The following is a 15897-nucleotide window of genomic DNA, read 5'->3' as shown; positions in this document are numbered from 1 at the left end:
TTCAATGACCAAAGAGAATAAAACAATTGATCCGATCACCCTTCAGGTGATCCGGGGGGCCATCGAAACCATCGCCGAAGAAATGGCGCATGTGCTGTTTCGCATGTCTTTCTCGTCCATTATTCGGGAATCCGAGGATTTGGGCGCGGGTCTTTTTGATAAGAATTTCAACACGTTGTGCGAATCTGAATCGACACCGATGCACATCGGCTCCATTCCCGGCTATCTGCACGGCATTGAGGAAACGCTTGATGATGGCGAGTGGTACGAAGACGACGTGGTCGTGCACAACCACCCCTATTTCGGAGCGTCGCACACGCCTGATCTGGCCATCGTCATCCCGATATTCTACGAGGGCGAATTGGTCGGTTATTCCGGCAACACTGCGCATCATATCGACATTGGCGCGGCCACGCCGGGGCTGATCATTGATGTGCATGACGTCTATGCCGAAGGGATGTTGTTTGCCGGCACCAAGCTTTACCGCAAGGGCAAGCGCAACGACACGATGTGGAATTTCATCCACAATAATTCCCGTGCGGCGCGCCAGTTGGTTGATGACATCGAGGCGCAGATCGCCTCGGCCCGCCTTGGGGTAAAGCGCTTTGTCGAACTGCTGGATCGCTACGGCAAGGAACTGGTGTTCAACGCTTGCAACCAGCTGATGGATTATTCCGAAAAGATGCTGCGCCAGCGGATCGAGGCCATCCCCGACGGAGAATACCGCGCCGAAGGGTGGCTGGATGATGACGGGCGCAACCGTGGTCAGACCCTGCCCGTGAAAGTATGCGTGCGGGTAATCCACGACCGGATCGAGGTCGATTTGACAGGGTCCTCACCGCAGACACCCACCGCCTACAACGTCCCGTTTGAAGGCTCGACCAAGGTGGCGGCCTTCGCCGCGTTCCGCAAGCTGCTGCTCGATACCGCGACCAGTGACACGCGGGTCCCGTCAAATCAGGGTTCTTTTCGGCCCATCTCGGTCATCGCGCCGGAAGGGTCGATTTTCAACCCCATTGCGCCCACCTCGGCCGAGGCTCGGTTTACGCAGTGCAACATGATGATCGACCTGATCATCAAGGCCATGGCGCCCGTGCTGCCGGATGAAATCATCGCGGGTTCATCGGCGTCGATCTCGTTCGCCTCCTACGCGGGCGTGCGCCCGGATGGCGAATACTGGGTTTTCCTTGAGGTCAACGAAGGCGCTTACGGCGGGCGTCCGCAGTCAGACGGCCCGGACAGCATCGACAACCTGATGGCCAACACCCGCAACAACCCGCTCGAAGATCTCGCGATGCATATCCCGATGATCTGCGAACGATATGAGTTGCGCGACGACGTACTGCCGGGGGCCGGAAAACACCGGGGCGGCATTGGCGTCGTCAAAAGCCAGCGTATCCTGACGGATGGCATCATCACACATGAAAGCGAGCGTCACACAAACGTGCCATGGGGCATTTTTGGCGGCAAGGAAGGGGCCGCTGGAAAATGCGAAATCTACAATGCCGCCTCCAACGCCCCGACGCGTGAGATGCATTCGAAGTTCCACGGTCTTGAGGTGAAAAAAGACGATGTGATGGCCTATTACAGCCCCTGCGGGGGTGGCTATGGCAGCCCGCTGGAACGCGACCCTCAAAAGGTGCTCGACGATGTTCTGGATGGGTTTTGTTCAGCCGAACAAGCACATGAGGTTTATGGCGTCGTGCTTGATCTGGAGGCTGAGACCGTCGCACTTGATGCGACGTCGCGGCGACGCGAGGAACTGGAAAAGGCGGGTTGATCCCGCGCTGAGCTGCACGCGGTTCTAAATGCGCCAGTCCGGACGGCACACTCGTTCAGACTGGCGCATTTGGCTGTTCAAGTTTCCGTGTTTTGCCGTTCTTTGCGCCGCTCACTCCGGTGCGGGCAGGATTTCCAACCCCACAGCGGCATACCAATCCGCAATCTCCCTGATCTCTGCGTCCGACAACTCCGCGGCCACGTCAGACATGATATCATGCTGACGCTTCCCGCGTTTGAACGCTTTAAGTTGCGTATCGATGTAAATGTTTGTTTCACCTGCAAGGTTTGGCGCATCAAGAAGTTGCGAGATACCATCCGCGCCGTGACAGGATACGCAGGCCTGCGGTGCGTTTGCAGCCAAGATGCCCTCGGGCAGTGTTGCGCGCGCCTCATGCGCGGCATACCACGCCGCCACGTCCGAAATTTGCTGCGCAGTCAGACCCGCAGTCACAACACTCATCATTTCATGCTGGCGCTGCCCGGTCTTGAAGGCCATCAGCTGACTTTCGAGGTATTCCACCGGCTCACCCCCGATATGGGGCGCGATTGGTATCGTCGCATAGCCGTCAATGCCGTGACAGGTGCGGCACATATTGGCGATTTTGCGCCCCGCCTCCGGGTCCCCCGCCTGTACTGGCACAGCGGTGCCCCCGGCGAGCATCAGCCCGCCGAGAAACAGTGTCATCAGAGCCTTCATTCGGACTGCGATCCGACGTAGGCAATCCGCCAGATCGCACCGGCAAAGTCATCCGATACCAGCATCGAGCCATCAGGCAGAAATTCGATGTCCATCGGGCGGCCACGATATTCGCCCGTATCTTCGTTCAGCCAACCGTCGGCGAAAACCTGTGCTCCGGCGGCGTTGCCCTCTTCGTCAAGGGCGGTGAACATCACCCGTGCGCCCACAGGTTCGGTGCGGTTCCACGACCCGTGCTGCGCCCAGAAAATGCCGCCGTGGTATCCTTCGGGGAAGCTGTCATCGTGATAGAACCGCATGCCAAGATCCGCCGCATGGGCCGTCAACTCAAGTTGTGGTTCAACAAAGCTGACCCCCTCTGGTCGCGGCACATCCTTATAGGCGGGGATCTCCACCCGGCTGTTGGTCCAGGGAAAGCCGAAGTGCTGCCCGGCTGCGGTCTGGCGGTTCAATTCGCCCGGCGGGATATCATCACCCATGCCATCGACCTGATTGTCCGTCCACCACAACTCACCCGTTGCAGGGTTGAAGTCCTGACCGACGGAATTACGAACGCCACGCGTATACACTTCGCGGTCTGACCCGTCGGTGTTTATGCGGATGATCCCGCCGATACCCCATTCGTCGTACATCTCAAGCTTTTCAACAGGTTGTACATTGTGCGGCTGGCCCAGCGAGATATAGAGTTTGCCGTCCGGGCCGATATCGCAGACCCGTGCAGTGTGGTTGAAGCTTTCTTCCTCGGCAGGGACAAGTGCGCCTTGCGCGACAACGACACCAACCGCAGGGTCCGGCCCTTCAAAGAAGAACTCGGCCGCCGGGAACACGAGGACCCGGTTACGCTCCGCAATATAGAGGAACCCATCCGGCGAGAAACAGGGCCCATTGGGGATGTCAAAGGTGATCGAGGGTGCAAAGTCTTTTACCTCGTCCGCCACACGGTCGCGGTCACGATCCACGATGGACCACATCTTGTCCTTGCGCGTGCCTGCAAACAGCACGGTGCCTTGCGGTGCCATCGCCATGGAACGCGCGTCCGGCACGACGGCGTAAAGGCTCACCTCAAAACCGTCCGGCACGTTTATATGATCGACAATTGCCTTGAGCGATTCCGCCCGCGCCCCGTCTTGCTCAACAAAAGTGAACGTGGCGTCCGTCTTTTGCATGTTGCTGAGTTTATCCATGTTGTCCTGTGCCATCAGTGGCGTGGATAAGATGGACGTGCAAAGCATCGCCGCCAAGCTGCGCTTGATCATATTTATTCCTCCCAGAATGTATCTCGTCGTTTCTATTTCGCATGGCGAGAGCCTGTGTGCCCTCAACCATGAGAGGAGGTTTGCGCGAACGAGGACGCGTGTCAACGGTGAAGACCATACGTTATCGTATGGTTTGAGTGCCCTGCGCGACGGCGCGGGCACTTATTGCTAATACCTTTTGCTATATTGCAAAATTGGGTTCTGGCTGGGCGCGAGGTACGCTTAAGAATCGCCAACTTTTACTGAGAGCGCGGAGGTCTGCATCCGATGTACGAGTTCCGCATATATCGGAAAAAGGCGCGAGCCTTTGACTGGATCACGCCAAATAGCCACCATCCTTGAACGAAAATTCCGTCTCTTTGCCGATAATCACATGATCATGAATGGTGACGCCAATGGCAAGACAAGCAGATGACACCTGATCCGTCATCGCAATATCCTGCGAACTTGGCGACGGGTCGCCCGAGGGGTGATTATGCACGAGAATAATCGCACTGGCGTTAAGCTCCAACGCGCGCTTGGCAACCTCGCGCGGATAGACGGGCACGTGATCAACTGTCCCTTTGGCTTGTTCTTCGTCAGCGATGATGACGTTCTTGCGGTCCAGAAACAAAACCCGAAACTGTTCCGTCTCGCGATGCGCCATTGTCGTGCGGCAGTATTCGATGAGGTCATCCCAGGACGACAAAACACAACGCTCAAGTATCTTGGCCTGCCCCATACGCTGTGCAAAGGCTTCGGCGAGTTTGAGCTGATAATAGACTTTGGGCTCCACCCCTTCGACTTGCATCAGCCGGTGTTCAGAGGCCGCGACAACTCCGTTCAGATCGCCAAACGCGCTCAACAACCGTTTTGCCAAAGGTTTGACGTCAATGCGCGGAATCGCATTGAACAGCAAAAGCTCCAGTATTTCATATTCAGGCATGGGCGCGTGCCCGCCTTTCAGGAACCGTTTACGCAACCGCTCCCGATGTCCCCAATAATGCGGGACCTTGTTGCCATCGCCGTCAATCAACAGCCCCCCACCCGCTGCGACATCCTTGGACAGGCGGCGCGTATTTTTGTACGATGGCGTGAAGGCCGGTCTGGTTTCGATGTCGGGGGGCGGCATCCTCGCTTCCAAGTCATCAAGGCCCCGCAAGGCGTCTTCGGAAAACCCCTGCAGTTTCCGCGCAGGCGGATGTTTCAGGTCCGACCCCGAAGACCTCTTTTTCTTGCGCAAGAGTGAAGAGGTGGATGTCAGCCAACTATTCATGCCCATAATCCTCAAAGCGATTTTGTTACATCAATCGCTTAAAATGCGTGGTTTTGGTTAATGCATGGTTAACCAAAACAGGTCGCAAAAACTATTTATGGCGTACGAGCCCGTTGTTTTGGCTAACCGGGTCTTGTGCATCCTTCGGTGGCTTTTTGTCTGACCGTTCCACCTGTCAAAAGTCGTGCAATGAGCGCTGCGCGACCCAAAAAACGCGCATGCCATGGAAACCGCCGCAGATTTGGCGGTATGCTGGCACCAACCACAATGGAACAGCTGCACATGCACAAAAAATCATACGACCAACTTCGCTCTGCGCGCTGGTTTCAACCGGACGATCTGCGATCATTCGGCCACCGCTCGCGCGCGATGCAAATGGGGTTGTCGCGCGAGGATTGGGAGGGCAAACCCGTCATCGCCATCCTCAATACATGGTCCGAGTTGCAACCCTGCCATATGCATTTCAAGGATCGGGTTGAGTTCGTCAAAAAGGGCGTGCTTCAGGCAGGCGGCATGCCGGTGGAAATCCCGGTCCATTCACTGGGAGAGCAGTTGTTGAAACCAACCGCGATGCTTTATCGCAATATGGTCGCCATGGAGGTCGAAGAGGTCCTGCGCGCGAACCCGGTCGATGGCGCGGTGCTGATGGGCGGATGCGACAAATCCACGCCTGCGCTTGTGATGGGTGCGGTTTCCATGGGCCTTCCCTTCATCTACCTGCCCGCAGGTCCGATGTTGCGGGGCAATTATGCCGGAAAGGTGCTGGGGTCGGGTGCCGATGCATGGAAATACTGGGATGAGCGGCGCGCGGGGCACATTTCCAAAGAGGAATGGGAAGGGGTCGAGGGGGGCATCGCACGTTCCTATGGGCATTGCATGACAATGGGCACGGCCAGCACCATGACGGCCATCGCCGAAGGGCTTGGCCTGTGTCTGCCGGGGGCGTCGTCCATCCCGGCCCCGGACGTGAACCACCAGCGCATGAGTGCCGATTGCGGCAGACGTATCGTTGACATGGTGTGGCAGGATCTGACGCCGGATCAGATCATCACCCAAAGCAGTGTCGCGAATGCCGTGACCGTTGCCATGGCCACCGGCTGTTCCACCAATGCTATCATTCACCTGATTGCCATGGCGCGCAGGTCCGGGGTGCCTCTGACGCTTGATGATCTGGACGCAATCGGAAAGACGACGCCCGTGATTGCCAATATCCGACCCTCCGGGCAGGACTATCTGATGGAGGATTTTTTCTACGCAGGGGGTTTGCCCGCTTTGATGAAAGAACTGGGCGACAAGCTGGATTTGGACGCAATGACCGTTTCGGGGCAGACGGTCGGGCAAAACATCGCGAGCGCCACGAATTACAACAGCGATGTGATCCGCAGCTTGAGCAACCCGGTCTACCGCGAAGGCTCACTGGCGGTGCTCAAGGGCAATCTGGCACCGGATGGCGCTGTCATCAAACCTGCCGCCATGGATGCGAAATTCATGACACATCGCGGGCCTGCGATGGTGGCAAATTCCTATACCGAATTGAAGTCGATCATAGATGACCCGCAGGCGAACATTACCGCCGACCACGTTCTGGTCCTACGCAACGCGGGTCCTCAGGGCGGGCCCGGCATGCCCGAATGGGGCATGATCCCCATGCCGCAAAAGCTGCTGAACGAAGGGCACCGGGACATGGTGCGCCTGTCCGATGCGCGCATGAGCGGCACGAGTTACGGGGCCTGTATCCTGCATGTGGCGCCTGAGGCTTTTGTGGGCGGGCCGCTCGCGCTGATCGAAACCGGGGATATGATCTCGGTCGACATTCCGAACCGCCGACTGGACGTAGAATTGACCGAACAGCAACTGGCAGAGCGTCGGGAAAACTGGGTGCCGCCAAAACCGCACTATGAACGCGGCTATGGCTGGATGTTTCTCAAACACATAGAACAAGCGGACAAGGGCTGTGATTTCGACTTTCTGCGCACGGAATTCGGCGCATCTGTGCCGGAACCAGAGATCAATTGATTTGCAGCGCAAAGCAGACATATGATCCCGCAGGCGGGTCTGGATGAATTTTACGCATCGCTTATGCGATGACAGTGTTGGGTATGGGGAATGAGCATGGACAAGGATGAAGAGAAAATCGCCGGACGTCTTCACGGGGAGCAAATAGAGCCTGAAAAAGCGGACAACCTGCTGGAGCGGCTGATTTACGTGCTGATCATCGCCGTCATGATCTCTTTTGCGCAAACAGTGCTGGGTGTCATGACCGTCATCCAGTTCATCATCATGCTGGTGAACAACAAACAGCCCAATGAACGGATAGCGGATTTTGGCACCGACTTGGGTATTTGGGTCGCGAAGGCGGCAAGATATCAAACCGCAGCAAGTACCGTAAAACCATGGCCCTGGACAGATCTTGATTGAGGCCTTGGGACGGGATCGGCCGCGCCCTGGATCGGATTGCCCGGCGCCTGCGAAGCATTGGGGCGAGGCACCTGCTGTGCTAAACGATCCATTCAGATAGAAGCGGACGCATTCGATCCATATCGCAGGCCTGCGGGGCTGCTGTGAAAGACTGACAGGACCAATGATGACCCGCACCGCCGCTCTGCACCGCGCGACCGAATATTTCGACCAAGGGCGGTTTCAGTCCGACCTGACCCACCTTGTAAGCTATCGCACCGAAAGCCAGAACCCGTCGCAAACTGCACGCACAGAATGCGCGCGGTATCTCGACGTCGCCATCGGCCCACGCCTTGCAGCGATGGGTGTCACCTATGAGGTCATCGATAACCCTGATCCGCGCGGCGGCCCGCTATTGATCGGAGAGCGGCACGAAAGCCACGATCAGATCACCGTTTTAACCTATGGCCATGGAGACACAGTGCTTGGTCAGGAGGATATGTGGCGCGACGGGCTTGCACCTTGGACCCTGATCGAAGAAGGCGACCGCCTTTATGGGCGCGGCACGGCAGACAACAAGAGCCAGCACATCATCAACATCGCGGCCCTTGAGGCCGTGCTGGCCACGCGCGGGCGTCTTGGGTTCAACCTGCGCATCGTGATCGAAATGAGCGAAGAGGTTGGCTCAATCGGTCTGGCGCAGGTTTTCGCTCGTTATAAGGACCGTCTCACGGCGGATGTCCTGATCGCATCGGATGGCCCGCGCCTGCAACCCGACGTGCCGACCATTTTCATGGGCTCACGCGGGGCGACGACCTTTGATTTGCTGGTCGAAACACATGAAGGCGCGCATCACTCCGGCAACTGGGGTGGGCTTTTGGCGGACCCTGCGATGATCCTTGCGCATGCGCTGGCGTCGATCACCGACCGGCGGGGCCAGATCAAGGTGCCTGAATGGCGACCTGACAGCCTGACCGATACGGTGCGCGCCGCGCTCAGGAACCTGCCGGTAACAGATGGGGATGGGCCAGCGGTCAATCCCGATTGGGGCGAAGAAGCGCTCACCCCCGCCGAACGTGTTTTCGGATGGAACAGCTTTGCGGTTCTCGCGCAGGTTTGCGGTGTGCCAGAAGCCCCGGTCAACGCGATTTCCGGCTGGGCGCGTGCCACATGCCAATTGCGCTATGTGGTGGGCACCGACCCGGCGGACGTAGTGCCTGCATTGCGCCGACATCTGGATGCGCATGGATTTGAGGATGTCCAGATCATAGAGCATGAGCGCGGCTTCTTTTCGGCCACACGTCTCGATCCCAAGCACCCTTGGGCAGAATATGTCGCAAACTCGATCCGCGAAACCAGTGGCGGTGCGCTGCACATCCTGCCCAACCTCGCCGGGTCGCTCCCGAATGACAGCTTTACGGATATCCTTGACATGCCCACGATCTGGGTGCCGCATTCTTATCGCGGCTGCTCGCAGCATGCGCCGGACGAACATGTGCTAAAATCCGTCTGTCGCAACGCGTTGCGTGTTATGGCGGGCATCTTTTGGGACGTGGGCACGGTTGGTTCAGCACTGCCAAAGAAATAAGACGTCTTCGTTCCTCAGCTATGTCCTTGATGAAACCTGCAACGGCCCTTAGAAAACAACACGGATCATAACGTCGCCGATGGCCCATACCTGATGCCTTTGGCATCAGATCATATAATGCCGCATTTACAAAACCATGAGGTTGAAACGGCCCTCAGTTTTCTTATGTTGCTGCGCACGACCGGCCCAGACGCCACACATACAAAGGTTTTCACAATGACTGATGCAAGCGTAAAAGAGACATTTTACTTTCAGACGGAAGTGGGTCAGCTTCTGGATATCGTTGCTGGATCACTTTATTCCAATCGTGAAATCTTCCTGCGGGAATTGGTGTCCAACGCCTCGGATGCCTGCGACAAACTCCGCTATGAGGCGCTGACCAACCCGTCCCTTGCACAAAACGCGGATGAATTCGCCATCTCGCTCGCGGTCGACAAAAAGGCAAAGACGCTTTCGGTCTCCGACAACGGCATCGGGATGAACCACGCCGATCTGCTCGACACGCTCGGCACGATCGCAAGGTCCGGCACTGGTGCATTTCTGGAAGCGCTGAAATCTGAGGAAAAGGGCGACATGGGCTTGATCGGCCAGTTCGGTGTCGGGTTTTACTCCGCATTCATGGTGGCCGACCGTGTGGATGTGCTGACCCGCAAAGCGGGCGAAGACGAAAGCTGGCTGTGGTCCTCAGACGGTAAGGGCGAATTTTCAATCGAACCCGGCGAGCGCGCCGAAAGCGGCACGACCGTCACGCTGCATATGAAAAAGGACGCGAAGGAGTTCCTCGAAGAGAGCCGCATTCGCCACATCATCAAGACCTATTCCGAACACATCAGCTTTCCGGTGCGGCTGGACACGGAAGCGCTGAATTCCGCCTCCGCGATCTGGACCCGCGCGCCCAAAGAGATCACCGAGGAACAGCACACTGAATTCTACCACCATGTCTCAAACGCCTTCGACAAGCCGTGGCATGTTTTGCACAACCGCGTTGAGGGCACGGTCAATCACACGAGCCTGCTTTACGTACCCTCCATGGCGCCGTTTGATCTCTATGAGGCAGAGCGCAAGAGCCACGTGAAACTCTATGTGAACCGGGTGTTTATTTCCGACAATACGCGCGATCTGATCCCCGCCTATCTGCGGTTTCTGCGCGGCGTTGTGGATTCGCAGGATCTGTCGCTCAATGTCTCGCGCGAGATGCTGCAGTCGGACCCGAAGCTTGCCAAGATCAAAACCTCCGTTACCAAGAAAGTGCTGGGCGAGCTGAAGAAGAAGGCCAAAAAATCCCCCGAAGACTATGCAGGTTTCTGGCAGAATTTCGGTGCGGTCCTCAAAGAGGGGCTGGTCGAAGACCCTGCCCTGCGCGATCGCATCCTTGAAATCTGCCGTTTTTCATCCACGAAATCCGGGGATTTGACCAGCCTGTCCGACTACGTCAGCCGCTGCAAGGAAGGACAGGATGCGATCTACTACATCGCCGGGGATGACGCCAAAAAGATTGCGCATTCCCCGCATCTGGAAGGGTTCAGGGCCAAGGACGTCGAAGTGCTGCTGTTGTCCGATCATGTAGATGAATTCTGGCTCCAGCACATCACGGAATTTGAGGGCAAAGCGTTCAAATCCATTACACGTGGGGCTGCTGATCTGGACAAGATCAACGACGGTGAAAAAACCGATGATACCGAAGACGAGGCGCAAACGCCTGATCTTGCTGAACTGATTGCAGCGCTCAAACTGGAACTGGGGGCGTCAGTCAAAGACGTGCGCCCCTCCAAAAGGTTGACCGACAGCCCCGTTTGCCTGATCGCGGATGAGGGCGACATGGACGTCAACCTTGAGAGAATGCTGAAACGGCACGGCCAGTTGCAAGACGCGATGCCACGGGTGCTTGAGCTGAACCCGGATCACAGAATTATCACAAAACTGGCAGATCGCGCCAAAGCCAGCGAGGCCGCGTCTGATCCATTGCTCAGGGATGCGGCGCATTTGTTGCTGGATCAGGCGCGGATTGCAGATGGCGAAATTCCGACGGATCCCGCCGAATTTGTGCGCCGCCTCGGGTCGGTCATGGACAGCGCTTTGTAGGAACCTGCGCACTGCGGTGGTCGATTTGCACATGTGAAAACCGACCACCTGTCGAGGCAGCGCACAGGCGGCCAACGCATCGCTGACGGGGACGCTATTTTGCCCGTGCGCCTGAAAACGCAACGACCGCATGGGCGAGCACATCAAGCGTATCCACAACCGGGACCGGGGACGCAAGGCGCTGACTTGCAAGGGAAAACTCAGAGCAGCCAATGATCACGCAGGTGGCTCCTCTGGATTGTAGCTTTTGCGCCTCACGCTCCAGCAGGTCGATGTCCGCGTCGCCCGGGCCCGCGTTCTTGATTCTGCGTATGGCGGCCAGAATATCATTTTCCTCTTCAGGAAAGATCGACACAGTCCCGTTTTGTGCACAAAGGTCTTTGAACAAACCCGTGCTATTCGTCGCCGGCGAGGCAAGAATACCGACAATCTCACCCTGTTTCATGGACCGCGCCGCATATGCGCAGGCCAGTTCCGGCATGTGCAAAAGCGGAATGCTGACGCTGCGCTTAATCTGCGGGGCGTATAGATGTGCAGTATTGCAGGGCATCGCTAGCGCTTTTGCACCCGCCTGTTCAAGCCTGACCGCCATTTCTGCAAGAACCGGTCCCGGATCGGGCCCGTCCTTTTCAATTAAATGGCGGATACGGGACGGAACTTGCGGGTTCATATCCACAATAAGGGGCACGTGATCCTGATCGTCCTGCCCAGCGGTCGCACCATGCACCCGTTGCATGAGGGCAATCGTCGCTTCGACGCCCATACCACCCAGAACACCGACGCGCCGAAACGCATCCGCCATCAGGACCAGCGGTTTGAAAAATCGAACGCCGCGTCATAGCCAAACAGGGCCACAGAGCCGCCGGTATGCAGGAAAACCACACGTTCGCCCTTTTTGAAGTGGCCTTTGCGGATCAGATCGATAAACCCTGCCGCCCCTTTCGCCGAATAGACAGGATCCAGCAGGATCGCTTCCAGCTCGGCAAACATCTGAATGGCCTCAAGACCGCTGTCGGTGGGGATACCATAGCCTTCGCCCACATAATCAGTGTTGGCCACGACGTCTTCGCGCGCCACAACGCCGGGGCAGCCCAGTTTTTCAGCCGTTTTGCAGGCCAGATTATAGACGTTCTCTTCCTGTTTGGGTTTGGGTGCGCGCACGCCGATGCCCAACAGGGGAATCTGCGCGTTCATCGCCTTCAGCCCGACAATCAAACCCGCCTGCGTGCCCGCACTTCCGGTGGCCGTGACCATGTGGTCGATTTTGATCCCGCTGCTGTTCACCTGATTCAGCATTTCAAAGGCACAGTTGACATAACCCAAAGCCCCGGTCGGGTTCGACCCACCGCCCGGAATGGTGTAAACCTTCTTGCCATCTGCACGCATTTCCACGGCCATCTCTTCGATCAGCGCATTGAAATCGCCGCCGCCGGGGCGTTTTTCAGTCGTCGCACCATGTAAATGATCCAGCAAAACGTTGCCGTTGTTGTTATAGTTGGCGTTATTCGATCCCGTGCGATCTTCGAGCACGATGTGACACTGCATGCCCATCTTTGCCGCGAAGGCCGCTGTCTGACGCGCGTGGTTTGATTGCGTGGCGCCTTGGGTCAGCACGATATCGGCCCCCTCCAATTCCGCCTCTGCCATCAGGAATTCCAGCTTGCGGGTCTTGTTGCCGCCTGTGGACATGCCGGTGCAATCATCCCGCTTGATCCAGATCTCCGGCCCGCCCAATTCCCGGGTCAGGCGGTCAAGGCGCTCCAATGGTGTGGGCAAGTGCGCAAGAAAACGGCGGGGAAAGCGGGCAAGATGCATTTTGGATCCTTAATTTGCTATATCCGCTGTTTACGTTTGACGAACCCTGAATGCTAATGCAAATTGCTGCCTCTAAATTGCGGAAATCGCAAGTTTTACATCATTCGGAGTGGATTTAAATGCGTTTGGAATGGATCGACGATATTCTGGCCGTTCTGGACAACGGGTCCTTGGCGCGGGCCGCCGAGAAGAGGATGTTGACGCAATCCGCCTTTACCCGTCGCGTGCGGCTCATCGAAAGCAGTATCGGCACAGAGCTTTTTGACCGCCGGCGTAAACCCGTCACGTTGATGCCCGGGGTCGAAGCGCTTGCACCGGAACTGCGCGACATCAGCATGCGGTTGCGCAAAATCAGGCTCAAGCTGAAAATGGCGACCAGTCAGACCGGCGTGGCATTGAGTTTCGCCTGCCAGCACGCGATCACCACAACCGTTTCGCCGTGGATCGTGCGCGCGCTCACCGCGGACCCTGATGTTTCGGTCAGGGTGCGTTCAAGCAATCAAGAGGAATGTCTGAGGCTCTTGCTGTCAGGTGAGGTCAATTTCGTGGTCATGTACACCTTGCCGGGGGTGCAAACGCCGTTCTTTGAACGCGCCTTTGACGTGCTGACCCTTGGCGGTGACGTCCTGATCCCCGTCTGCGCGCCCGATCTGGCCGATATCGCGCAGATGTCGCAGATCCCCGGCATAAGTTACCCCTCCGACGTGTTTCTGGGACAGGTTTTTGAACGCAACATCAGCCCACGGCTGCCAAGTGGTTTGCAGATTGTGTCAAAGGCGGAAACGGCGCTGACGCTCGCAGCTTATGAATTCGCGCTTGGGGGAATTGGCGTGGCGTGGCTGCCACGTTCCTTGGTTGTGGGCGCGCTGGCCAACGGGTCGCTGATTTCTCTCGAAGACCAGCTTCCGACCCAGACATTGGATATCAAGGCTTTTCGCCTGTCAGAGGGTCAAAGCTCACAGTCAGATGTCACTTGGCGCAATGTGCTTTCGAGCATCGCATTGCCTGTGCATTTGAACGGCTTGGCGAAACCCTCGAACGATGCTGTGTCTGACGTTCAGTGAGCGGGCAACGCCGACGCCGGGCGTTCCATTCGATCTGATAAGGGTCACCCGTCACCGACCCCGCGCGCTGGCATCTTTACCCGTTCAATATGGCGAACGTCGGTGCGTCGGGCTAAACCGGTCAACCCTTAAGTTGCCGTTCTCGCAATTTGGCGAGCGAAGTTTGCATTAGACTAGCGCGCAGCAAGACGGTTAACCTTTAATCTATGCAAAACGCTCACTTTTTCCCTAGCTGCGCATATCTGACGGAGTGATTGGGCTTCAGATCAGAACAACAGCGTCGAGCTTATCAATCAACAAGGAGTACCCGAATGCTATTTAAGAACACACTACTGACAGCGGCAGTTGCACTGGGCCTGTCGGCCCCGGTTGCGATGGCGGATGGTCACGGTGGCACGCTGGACAAAATCGCCGCAAGTGGTGAGATCGTCATCGGACACCGCGAAAGTTCCGTGCCTTTTTCATATCTTGATGAGAACCAGAACCCGGTTGGGTATTCGATTGATCTGTGCATGAAAATCGTCGATGCCGTCGCCGCAGAGCTGGATCAGGAACTGACCATCAAATATGTGCCGGTCAACCCCAAGACCCGTATCGCTTTGATGGCGAATGGCACCATTGATCTGGAATGTGGTTCAACCACCAATAACCTGACGCGCCAGCAGCAAGTCGAATACCTGCCGGTAACGTTTGTGACAGGCACCAAAATCCTGACGCGCAAGGATTCAGGCATCAACTCAGTTGCCGATCTTGATGGCATGGCTGTGGCTCTCGCCCAAGGAACAACCAACGAACGCGCCGTCATGGCCGCTGTCGAGGCTGCTGGGCTGGACGTCAAGATCCTGCCCGTACGCGATCACGCCGAAGGCATGCTGTCGCTGGAAACTGACCGTGTGGACGCTTACGCGACCGATCACATCCTGCTGCATGGTCTGATTTCAAAATCAAAGAACCCGGATGATTTCGCCGTTGTCGGTGATTTCCTGTCATTTGACCCTTACGCCTTGATGGTCCGCCGTGACGACAGCGCTTTTGAGCTGGTCGGAAAGAAAGCCCTCGCGGAAGTGTTCCGCACCGGAGAAATTGTTGAGATCTATTCCAAGTGGTTCGACCCACTTGGCGTGCCTGCGGATCCGCTCTTGCAGGCGGCGTTCATACTCGGCGCATTGCCAGAGTAAGCGAAAACCGGACCGGCGCGCAGATAGCCCGCCGGTCTTTTCATATGCGGGGCGCGACTGATGGACTACAATTGGAACTGGGCCGTTCTGTTTGAGGAGCAATACCTCAGCTGGCTGATCAGTGGCTTTGGATGGACCGTTTCGGTCGCGCTGAGCGCCTGGTGCATCGCCATTGTGATCGGCGTGCTGGTCGGGGTCGGAAAGACGGTGCCAAATCGTTTCATCCGGGCCATCTGCGCCACCTATGTTGAACTCTTCCGCAACGTGCCGCTGCTGGTGCAGATGTTCATCTGGTATTTTGCCGTTCCAGAGATGGTGCCCGACGACTGGGGCCGCTGGATGAAACGCGACATGCCAAACCCCGAATTCGTGACCGCTGTCGTCGCACTGGGCCTCTATACAGCCTCGCGCATCGCCGAGCAGGTCCGTGCGGGAATCGAAACCGTCCCACCCGGTTTGACCGCTGCCGCCACGGCCCATGGCCTGAACGTATCGCAGACCTATCGATACGTCCTGCTGCCGATTTCATTTCGCATGATCGTGCCACCGCTGACATCCGAATTTCTGACCGTTTTCAAAAACTCTTCACTGGCGCTGACCATCGGCCTTCTGGAACTGACCGCCCAAAGCCAGCAGATCGCTGAATACACCTTTCAGGGGTTTGAAGCCTTCACGGCTGCGACTGTGATTTACGTCTGCATCGCTCTGATCGCGACGATCCTGATGCAGATCCTCGAGAAATATACCCGCATTCCGGGCTATGTCGGAAAGGAGGGCTGAGCG

At 57.1% G+C, this 15897-nt stretch carries 13 protein-coding genes; 8 read left to right on the top strand and 5 right to left on the bottom strand.

What is annotated here, in order from left to right; all coding sequences use genetic code 11:
* Nucleotides 1-4: 4 nt before the first annotated feature.
* The gene (locus RLO149_RS03705) at nucleotides 5-1780 is read left to right on the top strand and encodes a hydantoinase B/oxoprolinase family protein (protein ID WP_013960721.1); all 1776 of its coding nucleotides are present in this window, start codon (nucleotides 5-7) and stop codon (nucleotides 1778-1780) included.
* A gap of 111 nt (nucleotides 1781-1891) precedes the next feature.
* Here RLO149_RS03705 and RLO149_RS03700 read toward each other — a convergent pair whose 3' ends face one another.
* From RLO149_RS03700 to radC, 3 genes are all read right to left on the bottom strand, one after another.
* Nucleotides 1892-2479, bottom strand: coding sequence for a c-type cytochrome (locus RLO149_RS03700; protein WP_013960720.1), 588 nt, complete (start codon nucleotides 2477-2479; stop codon nucleotides 1892-1894).
* Nucleotides 2476-3735: a PQQ-dependent sugar dehydrogenase gene (locus RLO149_RS03695; RefSeq protein ID WP_013960719.1), complete on the bottom strand. Its 1260-nt coding sequence runs from the start codon at nucleotides 3733-3735 to the stop codon at nucleotides 2476-2478. Before RLO149_RS03695 ends, RLO149_RS03700 begins: the two co-directional genes overlap by 4 nt.
* 316 nt (nucleotides 3736-4051) lie before the next feature.
* Nucleotides 4052-4996, bottom strand: a complete 945-nt coding sequence (gene radC, locus RLO149_RS03690; protein ID WP_374758637.1) for a RadC family protein — start codon at nucleotides 4994-4996, stop codon at nucleotides 4052-4054.
* A gap of 276 nt (nucleotides 4997-5272) precedes the next feature.
* Between radC and araD the strand changes: the two genes are divergently transcribed.
* The 4 genes from araD to htpG all read left to right on the top strand — a co-directional run bounded on the left by araD (nucleotide 5273) and on the right by htpG (nucleotide 11057).
* The gene (gene araD, locus RLO149_RS03685; protein WP_013960717.1) at nucleotides 5273-7006 is read left to right on the top strand and encodes an L-arabinonate dehydratase; all 1734 of its coding nucleotides are present in this window, start codon (nucleotides 5273-5275) and stop codon (nucleotides 7004-7006) included.
* 96 nt (nucleotides 7007-7102) lie between these two features.
* Complete coding sequence (locus RLO149_RS03680) at nucleotides 7103-7408, top strand: DUF4389 domain-containing protein (protein WP_044025190.1); 306 nt, start codon at nucleotides 7103-7105, stop codon at nucleotides 7406-7408.
* A 166-nt stretch (nucleotides 7409-7574) separates the two neighbouring features.
* The gene (locus RLO149_RS03675; RefSeq protein ID WP_013960715.1) at nucleotides 7575-8975 is read left to right on the top strand and encodes a M20 family metallopeptidase; all 1401 of its coding nucleotides are present in this window, start codon (nucleotides 7575-7577) and stop codon (nucleotides 8973-8975) included.
* A 216-nt stretch (nucleotides 8976-9191) separates the two neighbouring features.
* Nucleotides 9192-11057: a molecular chaperone HtpG gene (gene htpG, locus RLO149_RS03670; protein WP_044025521.1), complete on the top strand. Its 1866-nt coding sequence runs from the start codon at nucleotides 9192-9194 to the stop codon at nucleotides 11055-11057.
* 94 nt (nucleotides 11058-11151) lie between these two features.
* Here the strand turns inward: htpG and cuyB are convergent, their stop codons facing one another.
* A complete protein-coding gene (gene cuyB / locus RLO149_RS03665) occupies nucleotides 11152-11859 on the bottom strand; it encodes a cysteate racemase (protein ID WP_013960713.1) in 708 nt (235 codons plus the stop codon).
* A complete protein-coding gene (gene cuyA / locus RLO149_RS03660; RefSeq protein WP_013960712.1) occupies nucleotides 11859-12872 on the bottom strand; it encodes a D-cysteate sulfo-lyase in 1014 nt (337 codons plus the stop codon). Before cuyA ends, cuyB begins: the two co-directional genes overlap by 1 nt.
* A gap of 119 nt (nucleotides 12873-12991) precedes the next feature.
* On the opposite strand from cuyA, the gene RLO149_RS03655 reads away from it, so the two are divergent.
* The 3 genes from RLO149_RS03655 to RLO149_RS03645 all read left to right on the top strand — a co-directional run bounded on the left by RLO149_RS03655 (nucleotide 12992) and on the right by RLO149_RS03645 (nucleotide 15894).
* Entirely contained in the window at nucleotides 12992-13936 is a 945-nt protein-coding gene (locus RLO149_RS03655; RefSeq protein ID WP_013960711.1) for a LysR family transcriptional regulator, read from the top strand.
* A gap of 311 nt (nucleotides 13937-14247) precedes the next feature.
* Nucleotides 14248-15114, top strand: coding sequence for an amino acid ABC transporter substrate-binding protein (locus RLO149_RS03650; RefSeq protein WP_013960710.1), 867 nt, complete (start codon nucleotides 14248-14250; stop codon nucleotides 15112-15114).
* Between the two features lie 60 nt (nucleotides 15115-15174).
* Nucleotides 15175-15894 carry an amino acid ABC transporter permease gene (locus RLO149_RS03645; RefSeq protein ID WP_013960709.1) on the top strand — a complete coding sequence of 240 codons (720 nt, stop codon included), beginning with the start codon at nucleotides 15175-15177 and terminating at the stop codon, nucleotides 15892-15894.
* The last annotated feature ends 3 nt before the right edge of the window (nucleotides 15895-15897 follow it).

Source organism: Roseobacter litoralis Och 149 (genome assembly GCF_000154785.2).
GTDB classification, from domain to species: domain Bacteria; phylum Pseudomonadota; class Alphaproteobacteria; order Rhodobacterales; family Rhodobacteraceae; genus Roseobacter; species Roseobacter litoralis.
This window is presented reverse-complemented; position numbering and strand designations above follow the sequence as displayed.

Bases quoted from the DNA above. Each gene is read 5' to 3' on its own strand.
- radC (WP_374758637.1), bottom strand. From the start codon at position 4,996: ATGGGCATGAATAGTTGGCTGACATCCACCTCTTCACTCTTGCGCAAG.
- RLO149_RS03655 (WP_013960711.1), top strand. From the start codon at position 12,992: ATGCGTTTGGAATGGATCGACGATATTCTGGCCGTTCTGGACAACGGG.
- RLO149_RS03675 (WP_013960715.1), top strand. From the start codon at position 7,575: ATGACCCGCACCGCCGCTCTGCACCGCGCGACCGAATATTTCGACCAA.
- araD (WP_013960717.1), top strand. From the start codon at position 5,273: ATGCACAAAAAATCATACGACCAACTTCGCTCTGCGCGCTGGTTTCAA.
- RLO149_RS03705 (WP_013960721.1), top strand. From the start codon at position 5: ATGACCAAAGAGAATAAAACAATTGATCCGATCACCCTTCAGGTGATC.
- RLO149_RS03695 (WP_013960719.1), bottom strand. From the start codon at position 3,735: ATGATCAAGCGCAGCTTGGCGGCGATGCTTTGCACGTCCATCTTATCC.
- RLO149_RS03645 (WP_013960709.1), top strand. From the start codon at position 15,175: ATGGACTACAATTGGAACTGGGCCGTTCTGTTTGAGGAGCAATACCTC.
- RLO149_RS03680 (WP_044025190.1), top strand. From the start codon at position 7,103: ATGGACAAGGATGAAGAGAAAATCGCCGGACGTCTTCACGGGGAGCAA.
- RLO149_RS03650 (WP_013960710.1), top strand. From the start codon at position 14,248: ATGCTATTTAAGAACACACTACTGACAGCGGCAGTTGCACTGGGCCTG.
- cuyB (WP_013960713.1), bottom strand. From the start codon at position 11,859: ATGGCGGATGCGTTTCGGCGCGTCGGTGTTCTGGGTGGTATGGGCGTC.
- htpG (WP_044025521.1), top strand. From the start codon at position 9,192: ATGACTGATGCAAGCGTAAAAGAGACATTTTACTTTCAGACGGAAGTG.
- RLO149_RS03700 (WP_013960720.1), bottom strand. From the start codon at position 2,479: ATGAAGGCTCTGATGACACTGTTTCTCGGCGGGCTGATGCTCGCCGGG.
- cuyA (WP_013960712.1), bottom strand. From the start codon at position 12,872: ATGCATCTTGCCCGCTTTCCCCGCCGTTTTCTTGCGCACTTGCCCACA.